Below are 22,239 nucleotides of genomic sequence, written 5' to 3'. Positions count from 1 at the left end.
GCTTTTTCGCAAGCCGTCAGCTGCGAAACAGATATTCTTTCGCGGCGCCAAGGCAGCCATGAAACTGACCGACAAAGAGCAGTTCTCGCACTGCCAATCGCCTCTTCCCCCAAAATCCTCTGGTTTGCTTCTCGTCGTCAAGTGAGGCGCTTGAGCTGGACTGCAAGGGGAACAACTGCTTGCCGAGACATCCCAGCACATGGGCTCTGGCGGAGTCGATACCGCAGGCTCTGCCATTGTCGTTCAGTCTGTCAGCGCGGAGTGCGGACGTCATGCGATCCGCGTTGCGCATCAGAAAGCTCACTTGCGATTTCGAATAACCGGTGGCCAGAAGCCGGTTAGTCGTCGACATCCGGGCCTCGCGATAGGATTTTGCGCTGCATTGTCCGGCGCTGTAAGCCGCTGGCGAGAAATAGGCGAGGAACAGCACTAAACTTACGAACACAGTGCCAATCCGCAGGCCGTTCATTTCTCGCCCCTGAATTATGTCACCAGTTTACAACGCCTTCACCGCCACCTTCACCGGCTGCTCGATTTCAAGCGGGTTGCGCAGCGGCAGGCCGAAATCCTGCGCCTCGATTTCGAATACGTCGCCGGCCTCGGTCCTGATGCCGTCGGCGAAGGACAGCGTCGCCGTGCCGAACATGTGCACATGCACGTCGCCCGGCTGGCGGAAGGCCGAGTATTTGAAGTGGTGATGCTCGAGATTGCCAATGGTGTGCGACATGTTCGCCTCGCCCGACAGGAACGGCTTTTCCCAAAGCAGCTTGCCGTCGCGCAGGATGCGTGAAGCGCCGCGGATGTCGGGCGGCAGGTCGCCGATCAGGATCTCCGGCCCGAACGAGGCGTTGCGCAGCTTGGAATGGGCGAGGAAGAGGTAGTTCACGCGCTCGGTGACGTGGTCGGAAAACTCGTTCGACAGGGTGAAGCCGACACGGAACGGGGCGCCGTCGTCACCGATCACATAGATGCCGGCAATTTCCGGCTCCTCGCCGGCATCCTGAGCGAAGGCCGGCGACATAAGCGCCGCACCGGGCGCCACCGCCATGGTGCCGTTGCCCTTGTAGAACCATTCCGGCTGCACGCCGATCTGGCCCTTCGCCGGCTTGCCGCCCTCAAGCCCCATGCGGAACATCTTCATGGAATCGGTCAGCTGTTCCTCGCCGTCCGTGCTGAGCTTCTTGTGCATGGAATCGCGGGTCGCGGCGGAGCCGAGATGCGTCAGCCCGGTGCCGGTGAGATGGAGATGCGCCGGATCGGGATGGTTGATCGGCGACAGCAGCCGTCCCTTCTTGTAGGCTGCGTCCAGATCGATGGTTTCGCCGAAGCCCTTGCGCTCGATCAGGGCGACAAGCCCGCTGCCGGTACGCGCGGCTTCCATCGCCAGCGAATAGACGCTGCGGGCGCCGTTGATGACGCGGGTCTTGCCGCCGTTGCGCGCAACGACGCGGATCGTCTCGGCGTCGTCGAGGATCTGTGAGATCAGCATGGTAACCCTCTCTGAATTGCGGGCTTGGCGTGCCTTTCTCGGCAAACCCTGCCCAGCGCGGTTCGGACCCTTGTCCGCGCCTCGGTTGAAATTCTTCGTCCGGATTGCGCTCGCGGATCAGGTCCCTCGGGGGACTTCTTTGCGCCGCCCGGCAGCGCCGCGATGTGACCCGTATGCCTCCTGGTTGCCTCTCAAGCCTTGTTCTTGTTGTAGACGTCGAAGACGACGGCGCCGAGCAGCACCAGGCCTTTGACCACCTGCTGCCAATCGACATTGACGCCCATGATCGACATGCCGTTGTTCATGACGCCCATGATGAAGCCGCCGACCACCGCGCCGATCACCTGGCCGACGCCGCCCATCGCCGAAGCGCCACCGATGAACACCGCGGCGATGACGTCGAGCTCGCTGCCGAGGCCGGCCGCCGGCACAGCCTGCCCCAGGCGCGCTGCGATAATCAGGCCGCCGAGTGCCGACAGCACGCCCATATTGATGAACACCATCAACGTCAGCCGTTCGGTCTTGATGCCCGATAGCTGGGCTGCCTTGACATTGCCGCCCATCGCATAGATGCGACGGCCGATCGTCATGCGTTTGGTAACGAAGACGAACAACGCGATCAGCACGCCCATCACCATGAGAACGATGGGGAGGCCCCTATAGGTGGCGAATTGGTAGACGAGAAACAGCGCCAGCGCGCTGATCACCAGGGTCTTGACGACGAACAGCGAGAAGGGCTCGGCTTCGTAGCCATGTTTCTCGCGGGTGCGCCGTGCCCTGAGCCCGAAATAGGCATAGGCGAGCACGGCGACGAGGCCGATCACGATCGTCGTCAGGTGCAGCGTCAGGCCGCTGCCGACAATGGTTTTGCCGGCGGCGTTCACGGTTGGCGGTATCAGCGTCAATGGGCCGATCAGGTCCGGAATGAAGCCGGAACTGAGCGCCTTGAAGCCGACGGGAAGCGGCCCTACGGAAGACCCGCCACCCAGCAGCGCCTGGCAGATGCCGCGGAAGATCAGCATGCCCGCCAGCGTGACGATAAAGCTCGGTATTCGGTGATAGGCAATCCAGTAGCCTTGTGCCGCGCCGATCGCACCACCGACGATCAGGCAGATGATCGACACCACCAGCGGATTGCTCAATGGGCCAAGCGGCCAGATGACCATCATCATCGCCGCCAGTGCGCCGATGAAGCCGGCGACGGAGCCGACGCTGAGATCGATGTGACCCGAAACGATCACCAGAAGCATGCCCAGCGCCATCACGATGATGAAGCTGTTCTGCTGCACGAGATTGCTGAGGTTCACCGGCTTGAACAGCGTTCCGGACGTGGTGAACTGGAAGAACACCATGATTGCGATCAACGCCAGCACCAACCCGTATTCGCGCAGGTTGGTGACCAGCGCCGAGACGGCAATGCGAGGTCCCTGTTGTAGATCCTGGGCAACGCCGGTCTGCGGCCCGGGAGCGCTTTCGGTGCTCATGATGCTTTTCCTTCTCCGCGGACGATGGCGCGCATTATCTTTTCCTGGCTGGCGTCGCTTGCCGCCATTTCGCCGACGATGCGTCCTTCGTTCATGACGTAGATGCGGTCGGTGATGCCGAGCAGTTCGGGCATTTCCGACGAGATGACGATGATTGCCTTACCCTCGGAGGCGAGACGCGCGATGATCGTATAGATTTCATACTTGGCGCCGACGTCGATACCGCGTGTCGGCTCGTCGAGGATCAGCACTTCCGGATTGGCGAACAGCCATTTCGACAGCACCACCTTCTGCTGATTGCCGCCAGAAAGGTTGCCGGTCATCTGGTAGACGCTCGAGGCGCGGATATTGGTCCTGCCGCGATAATCGTTGGCGACCGAAAGCTCGCGCAAATCGTCGATCACGCCGTGGCGCGACACGCCGGGCAGGTTGGCCAGCGTGATGTTGTGCTTGATGTGGTCGATCAAGTTGAGACCGTAGGTCTTGCGGTCCTCGGTAACGTAGGCGATGCCGTGTTCCACCGCCTTGCTCACCGAAGAGACGTCGATCGGCTTGCCGTTGAGGAACACCTCGCCGGTGATGCGACGGCCATAGGACCGGCCGAACAGGCTCATGGCAAACTCGGTCCGGCCGGCGCCCATGAGCCCGGCAATGCCGACCACTTCGCCCTTGCGGGCGTTGAGGTTGATACCCTTGATGACCTGCCGCTCGGCATGGATGGGGTGATAGACCGACCAGTTTTTCACTTCGAGAACGGTCTCGCCAATCTTCGGCTCGCGCGGCGGATAGCGGTCGTCGAGCGAACGGCCGACCATCGAGGTAATGATGCGGTCCTCCGAGATGTCCTTCTTGGCCAGCGTCTCGATGGTCCGCCCGTCACGGATGATGGTGACCTTGTCGGCGACCCGGTTCACCTCGTTGAGCTTGTGCGAGATCAGGATCGAAGTGATGCCTTGCCGCTTGAATTCGAGCAGCAGATCGAGCAGCGCCTGGCTGTCCTTTTCGGACAGGCTCGCGGTCGGCTCGTCGAGAATGAGCAACTTCACTTCCTTGCTGAGCGCCTTGGCGATCTCGACCAGCTGCTGCTTGCCGACGCCGATATTGGTGATCAGCGTGTTGGGGTCTTCCTTGAGGCCGACCTTCTTGAGCAGGGCGCTGGTGCGCGCCTCATTGGCATTCCAGTCGATGACGCCGTATCTGGCGTGCTCGTTGCCGAGAAAGATGTTTTCGGCGATCGACAGCATCGGCACCAGCGCAAGCTCCTGGTGGATGATGACGATGCCCTTGCGCTCGCTGTCATGGATGCCTTTGAAATGGCACTCATCGCCGCGATAGATGATCTGGCCGTCATAGGTGCCGGACGGATACACACCCGACAGCACCTTCATCAGCGTCGACTTGCCGGCGCCGTTCTCGCCGACCACGGCATGGATCTCGCCTTCCTCGACCATGAGCTTGACGTTCGACAGCGCCTTGACGCCGGGAAACGTCTTGGTGATGTCGCGCATCTCCAAAATCGTCGATGCCATTGAGAATACCACTCCTGCGAGGTCCGCAAACAATACCGGGCTGGCTCGCCAACGAAAAGGGGCCCTGCCTGCGCAGGACCCCAGGCTTTGTAACCGCGATTACTTCAGCTCTTCGGCCTTGATGTAGCCGGAGTCGACCACCAGGGCCTGATAGTTCGACTTGTCGACGTCGTGCGGTGTCAACAGGATCGAGGGAACGACCTTGACGTCGTTGTTGTAGGTCGTGGTGTCGAGGCCTTCCGGCTTGCCGCCCGAGAGCACCTTGTCGACGAGTTCGACCGTCGCCTTGGCGAGTTCGCGGGTGTCCTTGAACACGGTCGAATACTGTTCGCCGGCGATGATCGCCTTGACCGAAGCGGTCTCGGCGTCCTGTCCGGTGACGATCGGCCATGGCTGATCGGCGGTGCCGTAGCCTACGGCGCGCAGCGAAGCGATGATGCCGCGCGACAGGCCGTCATAGGGCGAGAGCACGCCATCGACGCGGCTGCCGTCCGAGTAGTTGGCGGAGAGCAGATTGTCCATGCGGGCCTGGGCGGTTGCCGCCAACCAGCGCAGCGTGCCGACCTTGTCCATGCCCATCTGGCCGGACTTCACGACGAGGGTCTTGTCGTCGATCAGCGGCTGAAGAACCGACATGGCGCCGTTATAGAAGAAGAACGCATTGTTGTCGTCCGGCGAACCGCCGAACAGCTCGATGTTGAACGGGCCCTTCTTCTCGGAATAACCGAGACCCTTGAGCAGCGATTTGGCCTGGATGACGCCGACGCCGAAATTGTCGAAGGTGGTGTAGTAGTCGACATTTGGCGTCTTCTTGATCAGGCGGTCGTAAGCGACGACGACAACGCCGGCGTCATTCGCCTTCTGCAGCGCATCGCCCATCGTGGTGCCGTCGATCGAAGCGATGATCAGCGCCTTCGGGCCCTTGGTGATCTCGTTTTCCAGCTGGCTGAGCTGGTTCGGAATGTCGTCCTGCGCGTACTGCAGGTCGACAGTGTAGCCCAGAGCCTCGAGCTGGGACTTGACGGCGTCGCCGTCGTTGATCCAGCGCTGCGAGGTCTTGGTGGGCATCAGCACGCCGATCAGGCCTTCGCCCGCCTGCGCCGGCAGCGTCATGGCCGCGATGCCTAGGGCCGCGACGGCGGCCAGTGTCTTGACAATCTTCACATTAACTCTCCCTGGTTGATGGACGCGTACCCTTGGGTTTCGTGGGCCGCGCAATCGTGCAGGAGCGCCAAACGCGCCGCTGCCGTCAATCGATCTCCGGTATCCTCCCAATCGGCCCCGAGACTCTGGTTTCATCGATACGAGTTTTCCCTCGTCACCGACCGTCAAGCCTCAGGACGCGCGAAGGGTGTGTCGCTTTGCCATAACTGTCAAATGCGATCTTTGATGGTTGCTATATCGAGACTGATATGGCTTAGGCTAGTGACGACGCTGCCGGATCCAGCCAGGGCGCCGGGCGTAAGAGTAGGGAAGAATCATGGCGGCGCTGCGAAATCCTGATGGAATATCAGCCAGTTACGATGAAATTCCGGGTGATGGCGGAACCTTGCTGCGCAGCGGCTTGAGCCTGCGTCACATGCGCATGATCGCAGCCCTCGACGAGCACGGCCGGGTGAGCGCCGCGGCCCAGGTCATGAACATCTCGCAGCCGGCGGCCTCGCGCATGATCGCCGAGATGGAGGCCGTGCTCGACGTCAAGCTCTGCGAAAGGCTGCCGCGCGGCATCACGCTGACACCCTATGGCAAGGCGTTGGCACGGCGCGCTCGATCGATCCTGCTCGAGATGCGCGAGGTCGACCGCGAGATTTTCGAGCTCAAGGCGGGCAAAGGCGGCTCGGTGTTCCTGGGCGCGGTGACAGCACCGGCGATCGAGCTGGCGGTGCCGGCGATCCGCGAAATCCGGCGCCTTTATCCGCGCATCGAAATCACCATGCAGGTCGAGACCTCGAACGTCCTGGCGCGCGAGCTGATCGCCTCGCGCCACGATTTCATCATCGCCCGCATCCCCGACGACCTCAATCCGCGGCTGTTCGAAGCGCGCGTCATCGGCGTCGAGAAAGCCTGCCTGATCGTGCGCCGCGGCCACCCGCTGACCAAGGGCAAGGCGGTGCGGCTGGAAGACACCGCCGCCTATGACTGGGTTTTCCAGTCGGGCGGCTCGCCGCTGCGCCAGGCGATGGAGAGTAACTTCCTGAACCGAAACATCGCGCTGCCGGACCGCATCCTCAACACCAGCTCGCTGCTATTGACTCTGGTCATGGTCGCGCAATCCGACGCCATCGCGCCGGTGTCGATCCAGGTCGCGAAGTTCATCCAGAACCCCGAAGGCCTGGCCGGCGCTATCGATGTCGTCCAGACTGAATTCGACATCGAGGTTAGGCCCTACAGCCTGATCACGGTGAAGAACCGCGCGCTGTCACCGGCAGCCAAGATGCTGCACGATTTTATTTTGCGAGAGGTGGGCTGAGGGTTGGAGCGGGTAGCGGGCGCATCCCGTGGCCGGCCAGACGACCGGACAGGCCCGCCAGCAGCGGCGCCGATGCACGTCGGCCACTACTGCCTGATGCTCAAAAAAGCCCGCCAGCAGAAGCCAGCGGGCAAAGGGTAGACTTTCCGGTTGGGGTCATTCGAGGCCCCGCCGACCCTCAATGTGAGATATTCCACAAACTGGCACATCGGCCAAACAGATGAAAGACGGCCAGCCGGGCTGTAAAACTGCCTATAAATCCGCTGGTTTTCAGCTTGGCCAGAACAAGTGCAATGCACCGGGGGCAAAAGCTGGAGCGGGTAGCGGGAATCGAACCCGCGCGTTCAGCTTGGGAAGCTGACAAGCTACCATTACATCATACCCGCGCTGGTTCCTCCGATATCATGGCCCGGCGCCGATGCGCAATCCGGTTTGAGGGCTCGGCTTGATGCAGGGCTATCAACTGCGTATTTCTAGGCATGTGCCCGAATCGCGGCACCCGACTGTGGAGACAGGCTTGTCCGCACTGAACCGCTTTCTCGGCGATACGCCGCTCCGGGTGATCCTGAAGCTGCTTGTGGTGTCGTTCCTCGTCGGGCTGGTCATGAATGCCTTCGGCTGGTCGCCGATGGATGTGCTTTATGGCATTCGCAAATTCTTCATCGACCTGTGGAATTTGGGCTTCCACGCCATCGACCGCTTTCTCGGCTACATCCTGCTCGGTGCCGCGATCGTCGTGCCGGCCTTCATCCTGCTCAGGATCGCTAACTACCGGAAGTGAATTTTCAGGCGTAGCCCGCCGCCACCTCGAACAGGATGGCGTGCCGTGCAGCAAGTGCTGCGACATCCGTCGAATAGCCTCCGCCGATAACGCCGCAAACCGGTATGCCAAGCGTGCGGAAATGGCGGATCACCATATCGTCGCGGGCGCGCAGCCCGTCATCCGTGAGCGACAACCTGCCGAGCCGGTCCTCGACATGGACATCGACGCCGGCATTGTAGAAGACGAGGTCCCAGCGCCTTCGCGCCGACAGCTCCGGCAGGATGGCGTCCAGCCGCTCCAGATAGGCTGCATCGCCGGCGCCGTCGGGCAGGGCGACATCGAGATCGGAGGCGATCTTGCGCGCGGGGTAGTTGCGGTCGCCATGCATGGAGAAGGTAAACACGCGCGGCTCGTCGTTCAGGATATCCGCCGTGCCGTCGCCCTGATGCACGTCGAGGTCGACGACCAGGATGTTTTGGACAGCAGCTTCGGCGAGCAGCACCAGCGCGGCAACGGCTACGTCGTTGAAGGTGCAGAAGCCGGCGCCTTGCGCGCGCCGTGCATGATGGCTGCCGCCGGCGGTGTTGCAGGCGATGCCGTTCAGCAACGCCAGCCGCGCTGCCAGCACCGTGCCGGCCGTTGCGAGCTGCGCCCTCAGCGAAACCCGCGGTCCCACGGGAAAGCCGATCTCGCGCTCGATCGCCACCGGCACTTCGCAGGCAAGCACCTGGTCGACATAGTCGACCGCGTGGGCAAGCTTCAGCCATGATGGCCGCGCCGCCTCCGGCATGTTGAGCGCTTCGGGCTGCGCCAGGCCGCGTGCCCGCAAGGCATCCATCAGCAGCGGATATTTGCTCATCGGGAAGCGGTGGTTGACGGCGAAGCCGGCGTCGTAGTCGGGATGATGAACGATCTGCAAGGGCATGGGACGGACGGTGCGCCAGAGGCGGGTTTCGGTTGACCATAGCGGGGTGGATGGTTGCGCGAGGTCCGCAAACTGGGGCACATCGGCTAGCCGATCAAGCCGCAACAGGAAGCAACACGCGTTTGGAGCAGGCTTTACCCACCGAAGTCCACGCCACCGAAGCCAGGGCCTTCGTCGTCACCAACCGCTCGGTGCTCGCCATCGCCGTGCCGATGACGCTTGCCTATCTGACGACGCCGTTGCTCGGAATTGTCGACACGGCTGTGGTTGGGCAGTTCGGCGACGCCGCCCTTCTCGGCGGCCTGGCGGCCGGCGCCCTGATCTTCGACGTCGTTTTCACCACCTTCAACTTCCTGCGCTCCGGCACCACCGGCCTCGTCGCCCAGGCCTTCGGGCGCGGCGATGCGCTGGAGGAGCAGGCGGTGTTCTGGCGCGCCGTGCTGATCGCGGTCGTCGCCGGCGTCGTGCTTGCCGCGCTTGCGCCGCTGGTCTCCACCGCCGGGCAATGGTTCATAGGCGCCGAACCGCGCGTCAGCGCGGCGATGGACGTCTATATCCGCATCAGGATGCTCGCAGCACCGTTCTCGCTGATCAATTACGCCATCCTCGGTTACGTGCTTGGGCGCGGCGAGGGCGGGCTCGGGCTGATGCTGCAGTTGATACTGAACGGCATCAACATCGCCCTCTGCTTCCTGCTTGGCCTGGAGCTCGGCTGGGGCGTTGCCGGCGTTGCCTGGGCAACGGTCACCGGCGAATTCGTCGCCATGCTGCTTGGTCTCGCCATTGTCGGCCGGCGCTTTTGGGCGGCGCCCAGGCTGCCGCGCCACCGCGTCCTCGATTTGCCGGCATTCCTGCGCATGATGTCGCTCAATCGCGATATCATGATCCGCTCCTTTTCGCTGCTCGCCGCCTTTGCGCTGTTCACGCGCCAAGGCGCGCAGTTCGGCACGCTGACGCTGGCCGCCAACGCCGTGCTGATGAACCTCTTCCTGGTTGCCGGCTATTTCCTCGATGGTTTCGCCACAGCCGCCGAGCAGCTCGCCGGCCGCGCCATCGGAGCGCGCGCCGCCACCGCCTTTAACCAGGCGGTGCGGCTAACGCTGCTTTGGGGGCTCGGGCTGGCGGGCGCGGCGACGCTCTTCTTCCTGCTGGAGGGCACCGATCTCGTCGCCCTGATCACAACCTCGACGGACGTCCGCGCCATTGCCGACATCTACCTGCCCTGGGCGGCGTTCACCGCGCTCAGCGGCGTGCTGGCTTTCCAGATGGACGGTGTCTTCATCGGCGCAACATGGTCGCGCGACATGCGCAACATGATGCTGTTGTCATTCCTGGCGTTCAGCGCCGCGCTGCTGATCCTGGCGCCGGCCTTCGGCAATCACGGCCTGTGGGCGTTGCATGTCTTCCTGCTGGTGCGCGGCTTCAGCCTGCTCGCCATGTTGCGGCTGCGGGTGCGCACCGCCTTTGGCTGATCGCTAAAGCGGTTTCACCGCCCATTGATCGAGGCGGCTGTCGCGAAGCTCGCGCAGCGACTTCAGCCGTTGACTGTCCATGAAACGGACCATGCCGGAAAGAATACGCCCCGGCAGCGCAGGCCCAGCATAGATCATGCCGGTATAGAGCTGGACGAGATCGGCGCCGGCGCGGATCTTTTCCAGCGCCGTCTCGGCGGAATCAACGCCGCCGACGCCGATGATCGCGCGGTCCGGGCCAAGCAGTTTTCGCATCCTTGCCAGCACGATAGTCGAGCGCTCGAACAAGGGTTTCCCCGAAAGCCCGCCGGTCTCGCCGGCAAGGCCGGCGCTGCTCAGGCCGGCTCGCGCGATCGTTGTGTTGGAGACGATGACGCCGTCCACTTGCTTGTCGCTGATCTCGGCGGCGATGTCCTCAAGCTCGACCTCGACCAGATCCGGCGCGATCTTGAGGAACACGGGCGGTTTTGCCGGTGCCGCCGCACGCGCGGCCATGACCCGCGACAGGAGCTCGCCAAGCTGTTCGCGCGCCTGCATGTTGCGCAGGCCCGGCGTGTTCGGCGAGGAGATATTGATTGTCAGATAGCCGGCGTATCGCGCGAACCGGATCACGCCGCGCTCATAATCACTGACGCGGTCGGCGCTGTCCTTGTTGGCGCCGATGTTGATGCCGACGATGCCGGGGCGGCCTTTTCGGGCGGCAAGACGCTTCTCTGCGGCGGCGTGGCCTTCATTGTTGAAGCCCAGCCGGTTGATCACTGCCCCGTCCGAAGGCAGCCGGAAGATGCGCGGCTTCGGATTGCCCGTCTGCGGCAGCGGCGTGATCGTGCCGACCTCGGCGAAGCCGAAGCCGAGGCCGAGCAGCGCGTCCGGCACTTCGGCATTCTTGTCGTAACCCGCGGCCATGCCGAGCGGGTTCGGGAAATCGAGCCCGCAACGGCTAACCTTTAACCTGTTGTCCTGCGGCGGACGACCGGCGACCGGCAGCCCGCATCTCAGCGCGGCAATCGACAGCCCATGCGCGGTTTCCGGATCGAGCGTGAACAGCAGTTTCTGGCCGATCCGGTCGAACGCGCTCATTCGGCCTCCAGCGCCGGGAATTCATGCCGGCCGTCAGCGCCGAGCGGCAATGCCTGCACCGAAACGACCGCATCGAGGCCGAGCCCGCCATAGAGATGCGGGAACAGGGCGCCGCCGCGCGAGACCTCATATTTCAGCGCATCGCCGAGGCGCGCGCTATCGACGGCGACCAGCAGCAACCGGCTTTGGCCGGCGAAATGTTTGGCCGCCGTTTCCCGAACCTGCCCGGCGGTGGAAAAATGGATGAAGCCGTCGGCGGCGTCGATAGGCGCGCCGGTGAAGCGGCCTTCTCTTTCAGCCTCGCGCCACAGCACCTCGGGAACTATCTTGTAGATGATCTCGGACATGGTTGCGCTATAGTCCGAACCGACCACGCGGGGAAGGGCAGGCCCGTGTTCTTCCCCATTTCAGGTTCGTCCCCATTTCAGGCGCAAACTGTGATAGATTGCGCTGACTGGCTCATGGAGGAAAACATGCGTCTGAAACACGTCTTGATCCCCGCAGCACTGGTGTCGCTTGTCGCGGCGTCGGCCTTTTCCGAGGAAGCCGATCGCTACCGGTTGGAGAAATCGGCCAATGGCTATGTCCGCATGGATACGCAAACCGGCGCCATGTCGCTCTGCGAGGAACGCTCCGGCCAGCTCGTCTGCAAGACGGCGGCCGACGAACGTGCCGCCCTACAAGATGAGGTCGACCGGCTGCAAAATTCGGTGAAGGCGCTCGACGAACGCGTCGCCAAGCTCGAAAATTCGCTTGCCGCGCGTTTCGAATCGACTTTGCCCAGCGAGGAGGATTTCAACAAGACGATGGGCTACATGGAGCGCTTCCTGCGCAGCTTCATGGATATCGTCAAGGACATGGACAAGGACGAAGACAGCGCCAAGCCCAATTCGCAAAAGACCTAGGCAATTCGCAAAAAGACCTGGGGCGGGAATAGCAAGCCGCCCACCCGAACAGCAGGCGTAGTGTTATGATCGTTCAGATCCTGCAAGGCGGAAAATCGCCAACGGGATTCGGGGAGGGATATCACCGTTGGGCTACACATTCGTCATTGCCGATGATCACCCGCTTTTTCGCGGTGCATTGAGGGAGGCACTCGCGGGCATCGGAGATGTTGCCGCCATTCACGAGGCTGGCGATTTCGAAAGCGCCAAGGCGCTGGTCCTGGCCAACGAGGATGTCGATCTGGTGCTGCTCGATCTCTCGATGCCGGGGGCAAGCGGTCTTTCCGGCCTGATTTCGTTGCGCGGCATCCATCCGGCGGTGCCGATGATGGTGGTCTCGGCGCATGACGATCCGGTGACGATCCGGCGCGCGCTCGATCTCGGCGCCTCCGGCTTCATCTCCAAATCGGCCAGCATGGAGGAGATCCGCAATGCGGTGCAGTCGGTGCTCGCAGGTGATATCGCGGCACCCGCCGGGGTCGATCTCGGCGTCGAGCGCGATCCCGAGATTTCCGACCTGATCAAGCGGCTGCAGGCGCTGACCCCACAGCAGACGCGCGTGCTCGGCATGCTGGCTGAGGGACTGCTCAACAAGCAGATCGCCTATGAGCTCGGGGTCTCCGAAGCGACGATCAAAGCGCATGTCTCGGCTATCCTGCAGAAGCTCGGCGTCGACAGCCGCACGCAGGCGGTGATCCTTTTGTCCAAAATCGGCAGCGACCCGCTGCAGACGGCCGGCTGATTCCTATTCGGCCGCCGGCGCCAGCGGCCTGACCCTGGCCATCATCGAGCGCAGCATCGCCGGTTTCAGTGGTTTGCTGATCACCGGCACGTCGAGCCTGCCGGCAGCGGCGCGAACCTCGCTGGAGCGGTCGGCGGTGACCAGCACGGCCGGCAGGTCCTCGCCATGGATCGCACGCAACTGGGCGATCAATTCGAGGCCGGTCTTGTCGTCGAGATGATAGTCGGCAAGCACGATGTCCGGCCGATGCATGCCGGATCTGTCGAGATCCTCCGCGCCGGAAAGCGTGTCGACGCTGCAGCCCCAGCCCTCGAGCAGCAGCCGCATGCCGTCGAGGATGCGGGCGTCGTTGTCGATGCAGAGCACATGGAGCCCGGCAAGCGAGGCCGCGGCACGGGCAGGCGGCTTCGCCTCGGCCTCGCGCCGCGGTGCCTGCACGGCCACCACCGGCAGCAACACGGAAAAGCGTGTGCCCTTGCCTGGGTTGGAGAAGATCCGGATTTCGAGGCGCAGGACGCGGGCGATGCGGTCGACAATGGAGAGCCCAAGGCCGAGGCCTTCCGCCTCGCGTGCGCCCTCGTCCAGCCGGGTGAATTCGCGAAACACGGTGTTCAGCTGGTCGCCGGCAATGCCGATGCCGGTGTCGATAACCTGGATCTCGGCCAGTTCGCCGCGCCGCCGCGCGCCGACCAGGATGCGGCCACGGCGCGTATACTTGATGGCGTTGGAAACCAGGTTCTGGATCAGCCGGCGCAGCAGATTGCGGTCCGTCATGACGCTGAGCGACGACGGCATGATCGAGAGTTCGAGCTTCTTTTCGGCGGCAAGCGGCCGGAAGTCGTTGCCGATCTGGCGCAGCAGCCCGTCGAGGCCGAAGCTCGTATCGTCCGGCTTCATCGCGCCGGCATCGAGGCGCGAAATGTCGAGCACCGCGCCGAGGATGGTCTCGACCGATTCCAGCGACGATTCGATGTTCATCGCCGCCTTGCCGGCAGGTCCCTTGCCGGTCTTCTCGATCAGCGACGAGCAATAGAGGCGGGCGGCGTTCAGCGGCTGCAGGATGTCGTGGCCGGCGGCAGCGAGGAAGCGGGTCTTGCCGAGATTGGCCTCCTCGGCCAGCATCTGCGCCTGCGCCAGCTCCTCATTGACGCGGGTGAGCTCGGCGGTGCGGCTCTTCACTCGCTGTTCCAGGGATTCGTTCGCGCGCTTCAGCGCCAGATCCTGCTCGACACGTCCGGAAATGTCGGCGTAGGTGGCGACGATGCCGCCGTCCGGCATCGGATTGGAGCGCAATTCCAGGATGCGCCCGCTTGTCTTCAGTTCCATCTGCCACGGGCTGACGAAGCTGGTCAGGCGGTTGAGCATGGTGACGCGTTGGTCGGCCGGTATGTCGCCGCGCTCGGCGAGATGGCGCAGGATACGATCGAGCGAGACGCCGACCTGGCCCATCTCGTCGGGCAGGTCGAACAGCGCCCGGTACTGGCGGTTCCAGCAAATCAACCGGAAATCCCGGTCGAAGACAGTGATGCCCTGTTCCATCTGGTCGAGTGCGATCTGCAGCAGATCGCGATTGTGCTGCAGCGCCTCGGTGGCGTCGTCGAGCAGGCGGAAGGCGTCCTTGGATTCGCGGTCGTTGCGGCGCAGCAGCAGCGACAGGATCAGCCGCGCCGAGGATGAGCCGACGGCACTGGCCAGAAGCTGCTCGGAGAAGCGGATGACATCCATGCTGGCCTGTTCGTTGCCGAGCAGTGAAGTGCCGCTGCTCTTTTCGAACGACTGAAAGGACCGCTCGGTCCGTTCGACACCGAGATAGCGCGCGATCGTGTCCTTGAGGTCGTTGACGGTAATGGTGGTGCGGAAGCGGCGCAGGCTGGGCAGAGGACCCGCTTCGCGCGGCACGAAGATCGACGCCTGGATGCGTTCCAGCGGCACAGAGGCGCGCGACAGCGAGCCGAACATAAAAAAGAGCGTGTTGATCGACAGGCTCCACAGCACGCCATGGTTCAGCGGCTCGGCGACGGTGCCGAAAAGAGCCTGCGGCCGCAATGCATCGAAGCCGAACAGGCCGTGGACGAGGATGCCGGTATCAGGCGCGACGAGCGAGGGAAGCAGCAGCGTATAGCTCCAGACGACGATGCCGGCGACCATGCCAAGTGCGGCACCCCTTCCGTTGGCGCCGCGCCAGACCAGGCCGCCGATCATTGCCGGCGCGAACTGCGCGATCGCGGCGAACGACATCAGGCCGATCGAGGACAGCCGCGCGCTGTTGGTGCTCTCGCGGTAGTAGAGAAAGGCGATGAACAGCATGATGAAGATCGCCGCCCGCCGTACATTGAGGATGAGCGTCGACCAGTCCTCGTTCTCGGATGTCGTGGTCCGCAGCAGCCGGCGCACGAACAGCGGAATGACCAGGTCGTTGGAGATCATGATCGACAGCGCGACGCTTTCGACGATCACCATTGCGGTCGCCGCCGACAGCCCGCCGATGAAGGCGGCCATGGCCAGCACGTCGTGGCCGCTGAACAGCGGCAGCGACAGCACGTAAAGGTCGCTGCTGGTCCTGGGGCCGACCAGTTCCAGGCCGGCCAATGCGATCGGCAGCACGAACAGGTTGATTGCCACCAGATAGAGCGGAAACACCCATGTCGCGGTGCGCAGCTCGGCCTCGCTGCGGTTTTCGACGATGGTGACGTAGAACTGGCGCGGCAGCATGAGGATGGCAAAGCCGCTCAGGCATGTCAGCACCAGCCAGGTAGCGAGCGAGGTGTTGTAGCCCATCGCCTGGCGCACCTGCGTGTTTTCGGCGAGCTGGTCGAACATATCGCCTGGCCCGCCGAAGATCAGGAACGTGACCATCAGGCCGATCGCCAGGAAGGCGGCGAGCTTGACCACGGTCTCGACCGCCACAGCCAGCACCAGCCCGTCCTGGTGCTCGGTGGCATCGGCATGGCGCGTGCCGAACAGCACCGCAAACAGCGCCAGCAGCATGGCAACGACCAGCGAGATGTCGCTGACGAACGGATCGAACGACGGCGGCGAGCCGGTATAGTGCTCGACCATCAGGCTGACCGAGCCGGAGATCGCCTTCAATTGCAGCGCGATGTAGGGCACGGCGCCGATGGTCGCGATCAGCGTAGCGATCGCCGCAACAGCGAAGCTCTTGCCGTAGCGGGCACCGAGAAAGTCGGCGATCGAGGTGATCTTCTCGGTCTTGGCCAGCCTGACGATGCGCTGCAGCAGCGGAAAGCCGAACACGAACACCAGAACAGGCCCGATATAGATGCCGAGGAACTCCAGGCCGCGCTCGGAGGACAGCCCGACCGAGCCGAAGAAAGTCCAGGAGGTGCAGTAGATGGCGAGGCTGAGCGCATAGATGAAGGGCCGGGCGCGGCCAGGCCCCGATGACGTCGAGCGCCGGTCGCCCAGGCTGGCGATAGCAAACAGCAACGTCACATAGGCGATCGCGATGATGACGATGAACCAGCCCTGCACGCCTCGAACTTCCTCCCTGCGCCGGTTTTTTCATCCGGCCTTCCAGACGCAATCACAGCTTGGCGATCAAGTCCATCGCGGCTTTCGGCGTATTATATCGGCTGCGTCGGGCAATCGTGACCGGCTGAAACCAGCTTTTGATCCTGTTGCAACCGCAGGTTTTTGCTATTCTGCCCGCCGGTCGATGCCGAAGGGTGGACGGCAGCACGGCCGGTCAGGACAAGGAGGCGTCGAATGCTGAAAGAATTTCAGGAATTCATTTCCAGGGGCAATGTGATGGACCTGGCCGTCGCCGTCATCATTGGCGCTGCCTTCGGCAAGATCGTCACCTCGCTGGTCGACGACATCATCATGCCGGTCATCGGGGCGATTTTGGGCGGATTGGACTTCAACAACTACTTTCTGCCCTTGTCCTCGGCCGTTAACGCCACATCGCTGGCTGAGGCAAAGAAACAGGGCGCGGTCTTCGCCTACGGCAGCTTCATCACCGTGGCACTGAATTTTCTCATTCTCGCCTTCATCATCTTCCTGATGGTCAAGGCGGTGAACAATCTGCGCAAACGGCTAGAGCGTGAGAAGCCAGCTGCGCCGGCCGCTCCGCCACCGGCCGACGTCGCCCTCCTCACCGAAATTCGCGATCTCCTCGCCAGGAAATAGTTCGAAGACAGATTCCCTGGACCAAAACCCCGGCCGCAAGCGACCGGGGTTTTCTGTTTTCGTCCGCCCTGAAACACGCTAGCAGTCGAGCAAACGAAAACGGACCCATCCATGACCCTGATCGATACTCTGCGCGCCGAAGCGCGGGCGGCGCCTGAAAGCGGCATTGTCGCCGTCATGAACCGCGGCCGCGGCCGCGACGGCATGATCCCGCTCTGGGCCGGCGAGGGCGACCTGCCGACGCCTGCCTTCATCACCGATGCAGCCGCCAAGGCACTCGCCGGCGGCGAGACCTTCTACACCTGGCAGCGGGGCATTCCCGAACTCAGGCAGGCGCTCGCCCGCTACTACACCAGGCATTTCGGCAAGACTTTCGCCAACGAGGAATTCATCGTCACCGGCTCCGGCATGCACGCCATCCAGATGGCCATCGATGCGGTGGCCGGCAAGGGCGACGAACTCGTCTACCTATCGCCGGCATGGCCGAACTTCGCCGCCGCCGCCGGCGTCGCGGGCGCCGTGCCGGTCGCCGTCACGCTCGACCAGTCGGGCAATGGCTGGTCTTGCGATGTCGACAAGATCGCAGCGGCGATCACTCCGCGGACCAAGGCGCTGTTCGTCAACACGCCGTCCAACCCGACCGGCTGGACCGCCGACAAGGAGACGCTGCAGGCGATCCTCGACCTTGCCCGTGAAAGGGGCCTGTGGATCATCGCCGACGAGATCTATTCGCTGTTTCATTACGGCCATGGCCGCGCGCCGTCCTTCATCGACATCATGGCCGATGAGGATCGCATCCTGTTCGTCAATTCCTTTTCCAAGAACTGGGCGATGACCGGCTGGCGCATCGGCTGGATCAAGATCCATCCCGCCTTGCAGCAGGTGTTCGAGAACCTGGTCCAGTATTCGACTTCCGGCGTTGCGCAGTTCATGCAGCGCGGCGCCGTCGTCGCCCTCGACGAAGGCGACGCCTTCATCGTCGAGCAGGTGGAGCGGGCGAGGGCGGCGCGCGACCTGGTGTGCGGCATTCTCGCCGAAACCGGCAGGGCGCGGTTCACCGTGCCGCAGGGCGCATTCTATCTGTTCTTCGCGGTCGACGGCATCTCCGATTCCCGCGCTGCCGCCTTCGACATGGTCGACCGCGCCAATGTCGGCCTGGCTCCCGGCACCGCCTTCGGCCCCGGCGGCGAAGCCTTCCTCAGGCTGTGCTTCCACCGCCGCCTCGACCAGCTCGAGGAAGCGGCAAATAGGCTGGCGAAATGGATGAAGACTGTCTGAGCGACTTCGCTCTGACGACCAAATGGTTCTCGGCGTAGAGTTTTAAACGACCTTCAGCCGCCCGACTTCGGCACCAGCAGCGGAATGACGCGGTCGCTCTTGGCGACCGACGGTCGGCCCGCCGAACCGTAGGGAATCCCCAACGCATCCCATGTCTCGACCAGCGCGTCCTGCAGGGACGCAATCAACGCGTCCGAATGGAACGGTGTAGGCGTGATGCGCAGCCGCTCGGTGCCGCGCGGCACTGTCGGGTAGTTGATCGGCTGGATGTAGATGCCGTGCACACCGAGCAGGCGGTCGCTGGCCATCTTGCAGAGCTCGGGATCGCCGACCAGAAGGGGCACGATGTGGGTAGGCGACTCCATCACCGGCAGGCCGGCCGCGGCCAGCACTTGCTTGGTCCGTGTCGCCTGACGCAGCTGCGCGTCGCGCTCGGCCTGCGAGCGCTTGAGATGGCGGATCGAGGTGGTTGCCGCGGCAGCGATCGCCGGCGGCAACGCCGTGGTGAAGATGAAGCCCGGCGCATAGGAGCGCACCGCGTCGATCACCGCAGTGTTGCCGGCGATGTAGCCGCCAAGCGTGCCGAACGCCTTGGCCAGTGTGCCCTCGATGATGTCGATGCGGTCGGCCAGCCCTTCGCGCTCGGTGATGCCGCCGCCGCGCGGCCCGTACATGCCGACGGCGTGGACCTCGTCGATGTAGGTCATGGCGTTGTAGCGCTCGGCGAGGTCGACGATCTGCTTGATCGGCGCGATGTCGCCGTCCATCGAATAGACGCTCTCGAAGACAATCAGCTTGGCGCGCTCGCGGCCGGCCGTCTGCAGCAGGCTTTCGAGATGCGCGACGTCGTTATGGCGGAAGATCTTCTTCTCGGCGCCCGAGCGCCGCACGCCCTCGATCATCGAAGCGTGGTTGAGCTCGTCCGAGATGATCAGGCAATTGGGAAGCAGCTTTGCAATGGTCGAGATCGACGCCTCGTTGGAAACGAAGCCGGAGGTGAAAACCAGTGCGGCTTCCTTGTCGTGCAGGTCGGCCAGCTCCAGTTCGAGCTCGACCAGCGGGTTGCTGGTGCCGGAGATGTTGCGGGTGCCGCCGGCCCCCGACCCCATCTTGCCTGCCGCCTTCTGGAACGCGGCAATGACGTCGGGATGCTGGCCCATGCCGAGATAGTCGTTGGAGCACCAGACGGTGATTTCCTCGGCGCGGCCATTGGCGCGCCAGATGGCGCGCGGGAATTTCCCGACAATACGCTCAAGGTCGGCGAAGACGCGGTAGCGACGCTCCGCATGGAGCTGGTCGATCGCTTCCTCGAAAAACCGCTGATAGTTCATGTCGCCTTCCCAGTTTTGCGCGGGATCATAGTCATTGGCCCATTCATCGTCCACCTGGCCTTTTTGGTCAAAATGCCACGCCCCGAGCCTGTTCCTAACGACCACGGAACGTGGCCTATTCCCTTGATGTGGATCAATCTTGTTTCACGACAATGCCACACGCCGATGAGACCGGTTACCGCAGGTTCTAATGGCTTGGCGGCAGGTTTTCCAGTAAGGCGACGATTGAGACAGTTCCGACAAATCATGAATAGCGAGGATGCGGATGACGGTTTTGGTGACAGGCGGTGCCGGCTATATCGGTAGCCATATGGTCTGGGAATTGCTGGACACGGGCGACAACGTCGTCGTCCTCGACCGGCTTTCCACCGGCTTTGAATGGGCGGTCGCCCCGGAAGCAAAGCTCGTCGTCGGCGACGTCGCCGACAGGGAACTGGTCGCCTCGATCATTCGCGACAATAAGGTCGACGCGATCATCCATTTCGCCGGCTCGATCGTGGTCCCCGAATCGGTCGCCGACCCGCTTGCCTATTACGAGAACAACACCTGCAAGACGCGCACCTTGATCGAGACCGCGGTGCGCGAAGGCGTGCCCAATTTCATCTTTTCCTCGACCGCCGCCGTCTATGGCGGCGCCGGCCTGGAGCCGGTGCGCGAGGATGCCCGGCTTGCGCCGGAATCGCCCTATGGCCTGTCCAAGCTGATGAGCGAATGGATGCTGCGCGACGCGGCGATTGCCCATGGGTTGCGCTATACGGCGCTGCGCTATTTCAACGTCGCCGGCGCCGATCCGAAGGGCCGCACCGGCCAGTCGACGCCCGGTGCCACGCATCTGATCAAGGTCGCCTGCGAGACGGCGCTCGGCAAGCGCCCCTTCATGCAGGTGTTCGGCATCGACTATCCGACGCCGGACGGTACCTGCATGCGCGACTATATTCACGTCAGCGACCTGGCGGCGGCGCATCGGCTGGCGCTTCAGCGGCTGCGTGCCGGCGGATCGAGCCTGGTCGCCAATTGTGGTTACAGCCACGGCTATTCGGTGCTCGAGGTCATCGACAGCGTCCGCCGGGTCTTCGGCCATGATTTCGAGGTGCGGATGGGCGATCGCCGCGCCGGCGACGCCGCCGCGGTCGTCGCCAATTCGGAGCTGGCGCGCGGCGAGCTCGGCTGGACCCCGCAGCGCGACAACCTCGACCAGATCGTTGCCGATGCGCTTGCCTGGGAGCGCATCCTGACCAGCAAGAATTCGGCTCTGGGGTGAAGTGGGCTCTCCGCAAAGGTTGGTTCAGCGCGCTGGGGGCGGAATGAAAATCCTGGTGCTTGGGGCCGGCGCCGTCGGTACGGCGGCGGCCTATTATCTGGCCAGCGACGGCCATGAGGTGACGGTGATCGAGCGCCATCCGGCGGCAGCACGCGGCACCAGCCGGTCGAATGCCGGCCTGGTGTCGCCCGGAGACGCCACCGCCTGGGCCTCGCCAGCCGCGCTGAAGACGTTCCTGCGTGGCCTCTACAACCACGATCTCGGCATCAAGGTGCGCCTGCGCTTCGATCCGTATTTTTTCGCCTGGAGCCTGCGCTTCCTGCGCCAGTGCACGCATAAGCGCATGCGCGCCAACACCGACGTCAAGCTTCGTCTGGCGCTCTATTCGCGCGACTGCATCAACGCCGTCTCGGCCGAAACCGGCATCCACTATGACGAGCGCAAGAAAGGCATTCTGTATTTCTTCCGCTCGCAGCAGAGCTTTGATACCGGCACCGACAATTATCGCTATCTCGGCGAACACGGCCTGCCGATCGAGATCGTCGGCCGCGACCGGCTGGTCGAGCTCGAGCCCGGCCTTGCCGGCGCCAAGAACAAGATAGCCGGCGGCGTCTATTCGCCGATCGACCAGACCGGCGACTCCAGCCAATTCACGCAGAACCTCGCTGCCTATGCCGCCGAGAAACTCGGCGTCCAATTCCTCTACGGCACCACGGTCGAAGGCCTCGACATCGACGGCGACCGGGTGCGCGCCGTGATGACCTCGACCGGCCCGGTGGCCGGTGACGCGGTGGTCATTTCCATGGGGCCGGAGAGCGGTCTGCTCGGCCGCCGCTACGGCATCGACCTGCCCGTCTATCCCGTGAAGGGCTATACCGTGACTGTTCCGCTGGAAGATGAAAGCAAGGGGCCGATCATGGGTGGCGCCGACGAGGACCGGCTGATCGGCTATTCCAGGCTGGGAAATCGGCTGCGGATGTCCTCGACGGCGGAGTTCACCGGGTTCGACCGCACGTTCAAGCCACGCGATTTCAACTCGATCCTGAACACCGGCAAGGACCTGTTCCCCGGCGCTTTCGACGAGAGCAAGGCTGAGCTCTGGGCTGGACTTCGCCCGATGATGCCTAACTCCGTGCCGGTCATCGGACGGGCGCGGTACGACAATCTCTACCTCGACACCGGCCACGGCCATCTCGGCTGGACCATGGCCTGCGGTTCGGGAAAATTCCTTGCTGACGTGGTCGCCGGCCGCAAGCCGGAGATCGATCCGCAAGGATTGCTCTACAGGAACTAGGCATCTCCAGACATCAGGGCGCCATGAG

General features: G+C 63.3%; 19 protein-coding genes and 1 tRNA gene. 9 read left to right on the top strand and 11 right to left on the bottom strand.

What is annotated here, in order from left to right:
- Nucleotides 1–16 precede the first annotated feature (16 nt).
- From NKJ28_RS12095 to chvE, 5 genes are all read right to left on the bottom strand, one after another.
- Nucleotides 17–469: a hypothetical protein gene (locus tag NKJ28_RS12095; RefSeq protein WP_352635718.1), complete on the bottom strand. Its 453-nt coding sequence runs from the start codon at nucleotides 467–469 to the stop codon at nucleotides 17–19.
- A 27-nt stretch (nucleotides 470–496) separates the two neighbouring features.
- Complete coding sequence (gene araD1, locus NKJ28_RS12090) at nucleotides 497–1,489, bottom strand: AraD1 family protein (RefSeq protein WP_352589151.1); 993 nt, start codon at nucleotides 1,487–1,489, stop codon at nucleotides 497–499.
- Nucleotides 1,490–1,680: 191 nt separating this feature from the next.
- Complete coding sequence (mmsB, locus tag NKJ28_RS12085; protein WP_023677358.1) at nucleotides 1,681–2,973, bottom strand: multiple monosaccharide ABC transporter permease; 1,293 nt, start codon at nucleotides 2,971–2,973, stop codon at nucleotides 1,681–1,683.
- On the bottom strand, nucleotides 2,970–4,502 hold the full coding sequence (gene mmsA / locus NKJ28_RS12080; protein WP_023677359.1) for a multiple monosaccharide ABC transporter ATP-binding protein: 1,533 nt from the start codon (nucleotides 4,500–4,502) through the stop codon (nucleotides 2,970–2,972). Before mmsA ends, mmsB begins: the two co-directional genes overlap by 4 nt.
- 99 nt (nucleotides 4,503–4,601) lie before the next feature.
- On the bottom strand, nucleotides 4,602–5,666 hold the full coding sequence (chvE, locus tag NKJ28_RS12075) for a multiple monosaccharide ABC transporter substrate-binding protein (RefSeq protein WP_352635715.1): 1,065 nt from the start codon (nucleotides 5,664–5,666) through the stop codon (nucleotides 4,602–4,604).
- A gap of 316 nt (nucleotides 5,667–5,982) precedes the next feature.
- On the opposite strand from chvE, the gene NKJ28_RS12070 reads away from it, so the two are divergent.
- Nucleotides 5,983–6,972, top strand: coding sequence for a LysR family transcriptional regulator (locus NKJ28_RS12070; protein ID WP_352448650.1), 990 nt, complete (start codon nucleotides 5,983–5,985; stop codon nucleotides 6,970–6,972).
- A 312-nt stretch (nucleotides 6,973–7,284) separates the two neighbouring features.
- Here the strand turns inward: NKJ28_RS12070 and NKJ28_RS12065 are convergent.
- Nucleotides 7,285–7,358, bottom strand: a tRNA-Gly gene (locus NKJ28_RS12065).
- A 131-nt stretch (nucleotides 7,359–7,489) separates the two neighbouring features.
- On the opposite strand from NKJ28_RS12065, the gene NKJ28_RS12060 reads away from it, so the two are divergent.
- Nucleotides 7,490–7,753 (top strand): DUF6460 domain-containing protein, encoded by a 264-nt coding sequence (locus tag NKJ28_RS12060; RefSeq protein ID WP_023677362.1) that lies wholly within the window; start codon nucleotides 7,490–7,492, stop codon nucleotides 7,751–7,753.
- Nucleotides 7,754–7,757: 4 nt separating this feature from the next.
- Here the strand turns inward: NKJ28_RS12060 and NKJ28_RS12055 are convergent, their stop codons facing one another.
- A complete protein-coding gene (locus tag NKJ28_RS12055) occupies nucleotides 7,758–8,660 on the bottom strand; it encodes a histone deacetylase family protein (RefSeq protein WP_352635713.1) in 903 nt (300 codons plus the stop codon).
- Nucleotides 8,661–8,710: 50 nt separating this feature from the next.
- Between NKJ28_RS12055 and NKJ28_RS12050 the strand changes: the two genes are divergently transcribed.
- A complete protein-coding gene (locus NKJ28_RS12050) occupies nucleotides 8,711–10,132 on the top strand; it encodes an MATE family efflux transporter (RefSeq protein ID WP_352635857.1) in 1,422 nt (473 codons plus the stop codon).
- 3 nt (nucleotides 10,133–10,135) lie between these two features.
- On the opposite strand, the gene NKJ28_RS12045 is transcribed toward NKJ28_RS12050, so the two are convergent.
- On the bottom strand, nucleotides 10,136–11,212 hold the full coding sequence (locus NKJ28_RS12045; RefSeq protein ID WP_352635711.1) for a quinone-dependent dihydroorotate dehydrogenase: 1,077 nt from the start codon (nucleotides 11,210–11,212) through the stop codon (nucleotides 10,136–10,138).
- Nucleotides 11,209–11,559: a DUF952 domain-containing protein gene (locus tag NKJ28_RS12040; protein WP_352635709.1), complete on the bottom strand. Its 351-nt coding sequence runs from the start codon at nucleotides 11,557–11,559 to the stop codon at nucleotides 11,209–11,211. The genes NKJ28_RS12045 and NKJ28_RS12040 overlap by 4 nt, the downstream gene beginning before the upstream one ends.
- 126 nt (nucleotides 11,560–11,685) lie before the next feature.
- Here NKJ28_RS12040 and NKJ28_RS12035 point away from each other — a divergent pair, with 126 nt between their 5' ends.
- Nucleotides 11,686–12,117 carry a hypothetical protein gene (locus NKJ28_RS12035; RefSeq protein ID WP_352448652.1) on the top strand — a complete coding sequence of 144 codons (432 nt, stop codon included), beginning with the start codon at nucleotides 11,686–11,688 and terminating at the stop codon, nucleotides 12,115–12,117.
- Between the two features lie 118 nt (nucleotides 12,118–12,235).
- Nucleotides 12,236–12,898 (top strand): response regulator, encoded by a 663-nt coding sequence (locus tag NKJ28_RS12030; protein WP_473556440.1) that lies wholly within the window; start codon nucleotides 12,236–12,238, stop codon nucleotides 12,896–12,898.
- A 3-nt stretch (nucleotides 12,899–12,901) separates the two neighbouring features.
- On the opposite strand, the gene NKJ28_RS12025 is transcribed toward NKJ28_RS12030, so the two are convergent.
- Nucleotides 12,902–16,390: a PAS domain-containing hybrid sensor histidine kinase/response regulator gene (locus tag NKJ28_RS12025; protein ID WP_352635707.1), complete on the bottom strand. Its 3,489-nt coding sequence runs from the start codon at nucleotides 16,388–16,390 to the stop codon at nucleotides 12,902–12,904.
- Nucleotides 16,391–16,624: 234 nt separating this feature from the next.
- On the opposite strand from NKJ28_RS12025, the gene mscL reads away from it, so the two are divergent.
- Together mscL and NKJ28_RS12015 are read left to right on the top strand one after the other, a co-directional pair.
- Nucleotides 16,625–17,047: a large conductance mechanosensitive channel protein MscL gene (gene mscL / locus NKJ28_RS12020; RefSeq protein ID WP_352635705.1), complete on the top strand. Its 423-nt coding sequence runs from the start codon at nucleotides 16,625–16,627 to the stop codon at nucleotides 17,045–17,047.
- A gap of 111 nt (nucleotides 17,048–17,158) precedes the next feature.
- Nucleotides 17,159–18,325 (top strand): pyridoxal phosphate-dependent aminotransferase, encoded by a 1,167-nt coding sequence (locus NKJ28_RS12015; protein WP_352635703.1) that lies wholly within the window; start codon nucleotides 17,159–17,161, stop codon nucleotides 18,323–18,325.
- 53 nt (nucleotides 18,326–18,378) lie between these two features.
- Here the strand turns inward: NKJ28_RS12015 and hemA are convergent, their stop codons facing one another.
- Nucleotides 18,379–19,656: a 5-aminolevulinate synthase gene (hemA, locus tag NKJ28_RS12010; protein ID WP_352448656.1), complete on the bottom strand. Its 1,278-nt coding sequence runs from the start codon at nucleotides 19,654–19,656 to the stop codon at nucleotides 18,379–18,381.
- Nucleotides 19,657–19,921: 265 nt separating this feature from the next.
- Between hemA and galE the strand changes: the two genes are divergently transcribed.
- Together galE and NKJ28_RS12000 are read left to right on the top strand one after the other, a co-directional pair.
- On the top strand, nucleotides 19,922–20,917 hold the full coding sequence (gene galE, locus NKJ28_RS12005) for a UDP-glucose 4-epimerase GalE (RefSeq protein ID WP_352635701.1): 996 nt from the start codon (nucleotides 19,922–19,924) through the stop codon (nucleotides 20,915–20,917).
- A gap of 43 nt (nucleotides 20,918–20,960) precedes the next feature.
- Complete coding sequence (locus NKJ28_RS12000) at nucleotides 20,961–22,211, top strand: D-amino acid dehydrogenase (RefSeq protein WP_352635699.1); 1,251 nt, start codon at nucleotides 20,961–20,963, stop codon at nucleotides 22,209–22,211.
- Nucleotides 22,212–22,239 lie beyond the last annotated feature (28 nt).

This window comes from Mesorhizobium sp. M0145, assembly GCF_040322355.1.
Lineage (GTDB): Bacteria > Pseudomonadota > Alphaproteobacteria > Rhizobiales > Rhizobiaceae > Mesorhizobium.
Note: the sequence above shows the minus strand (reverse complement) of the source record. Positions and strands in the feature narration are given on the sequence as shown.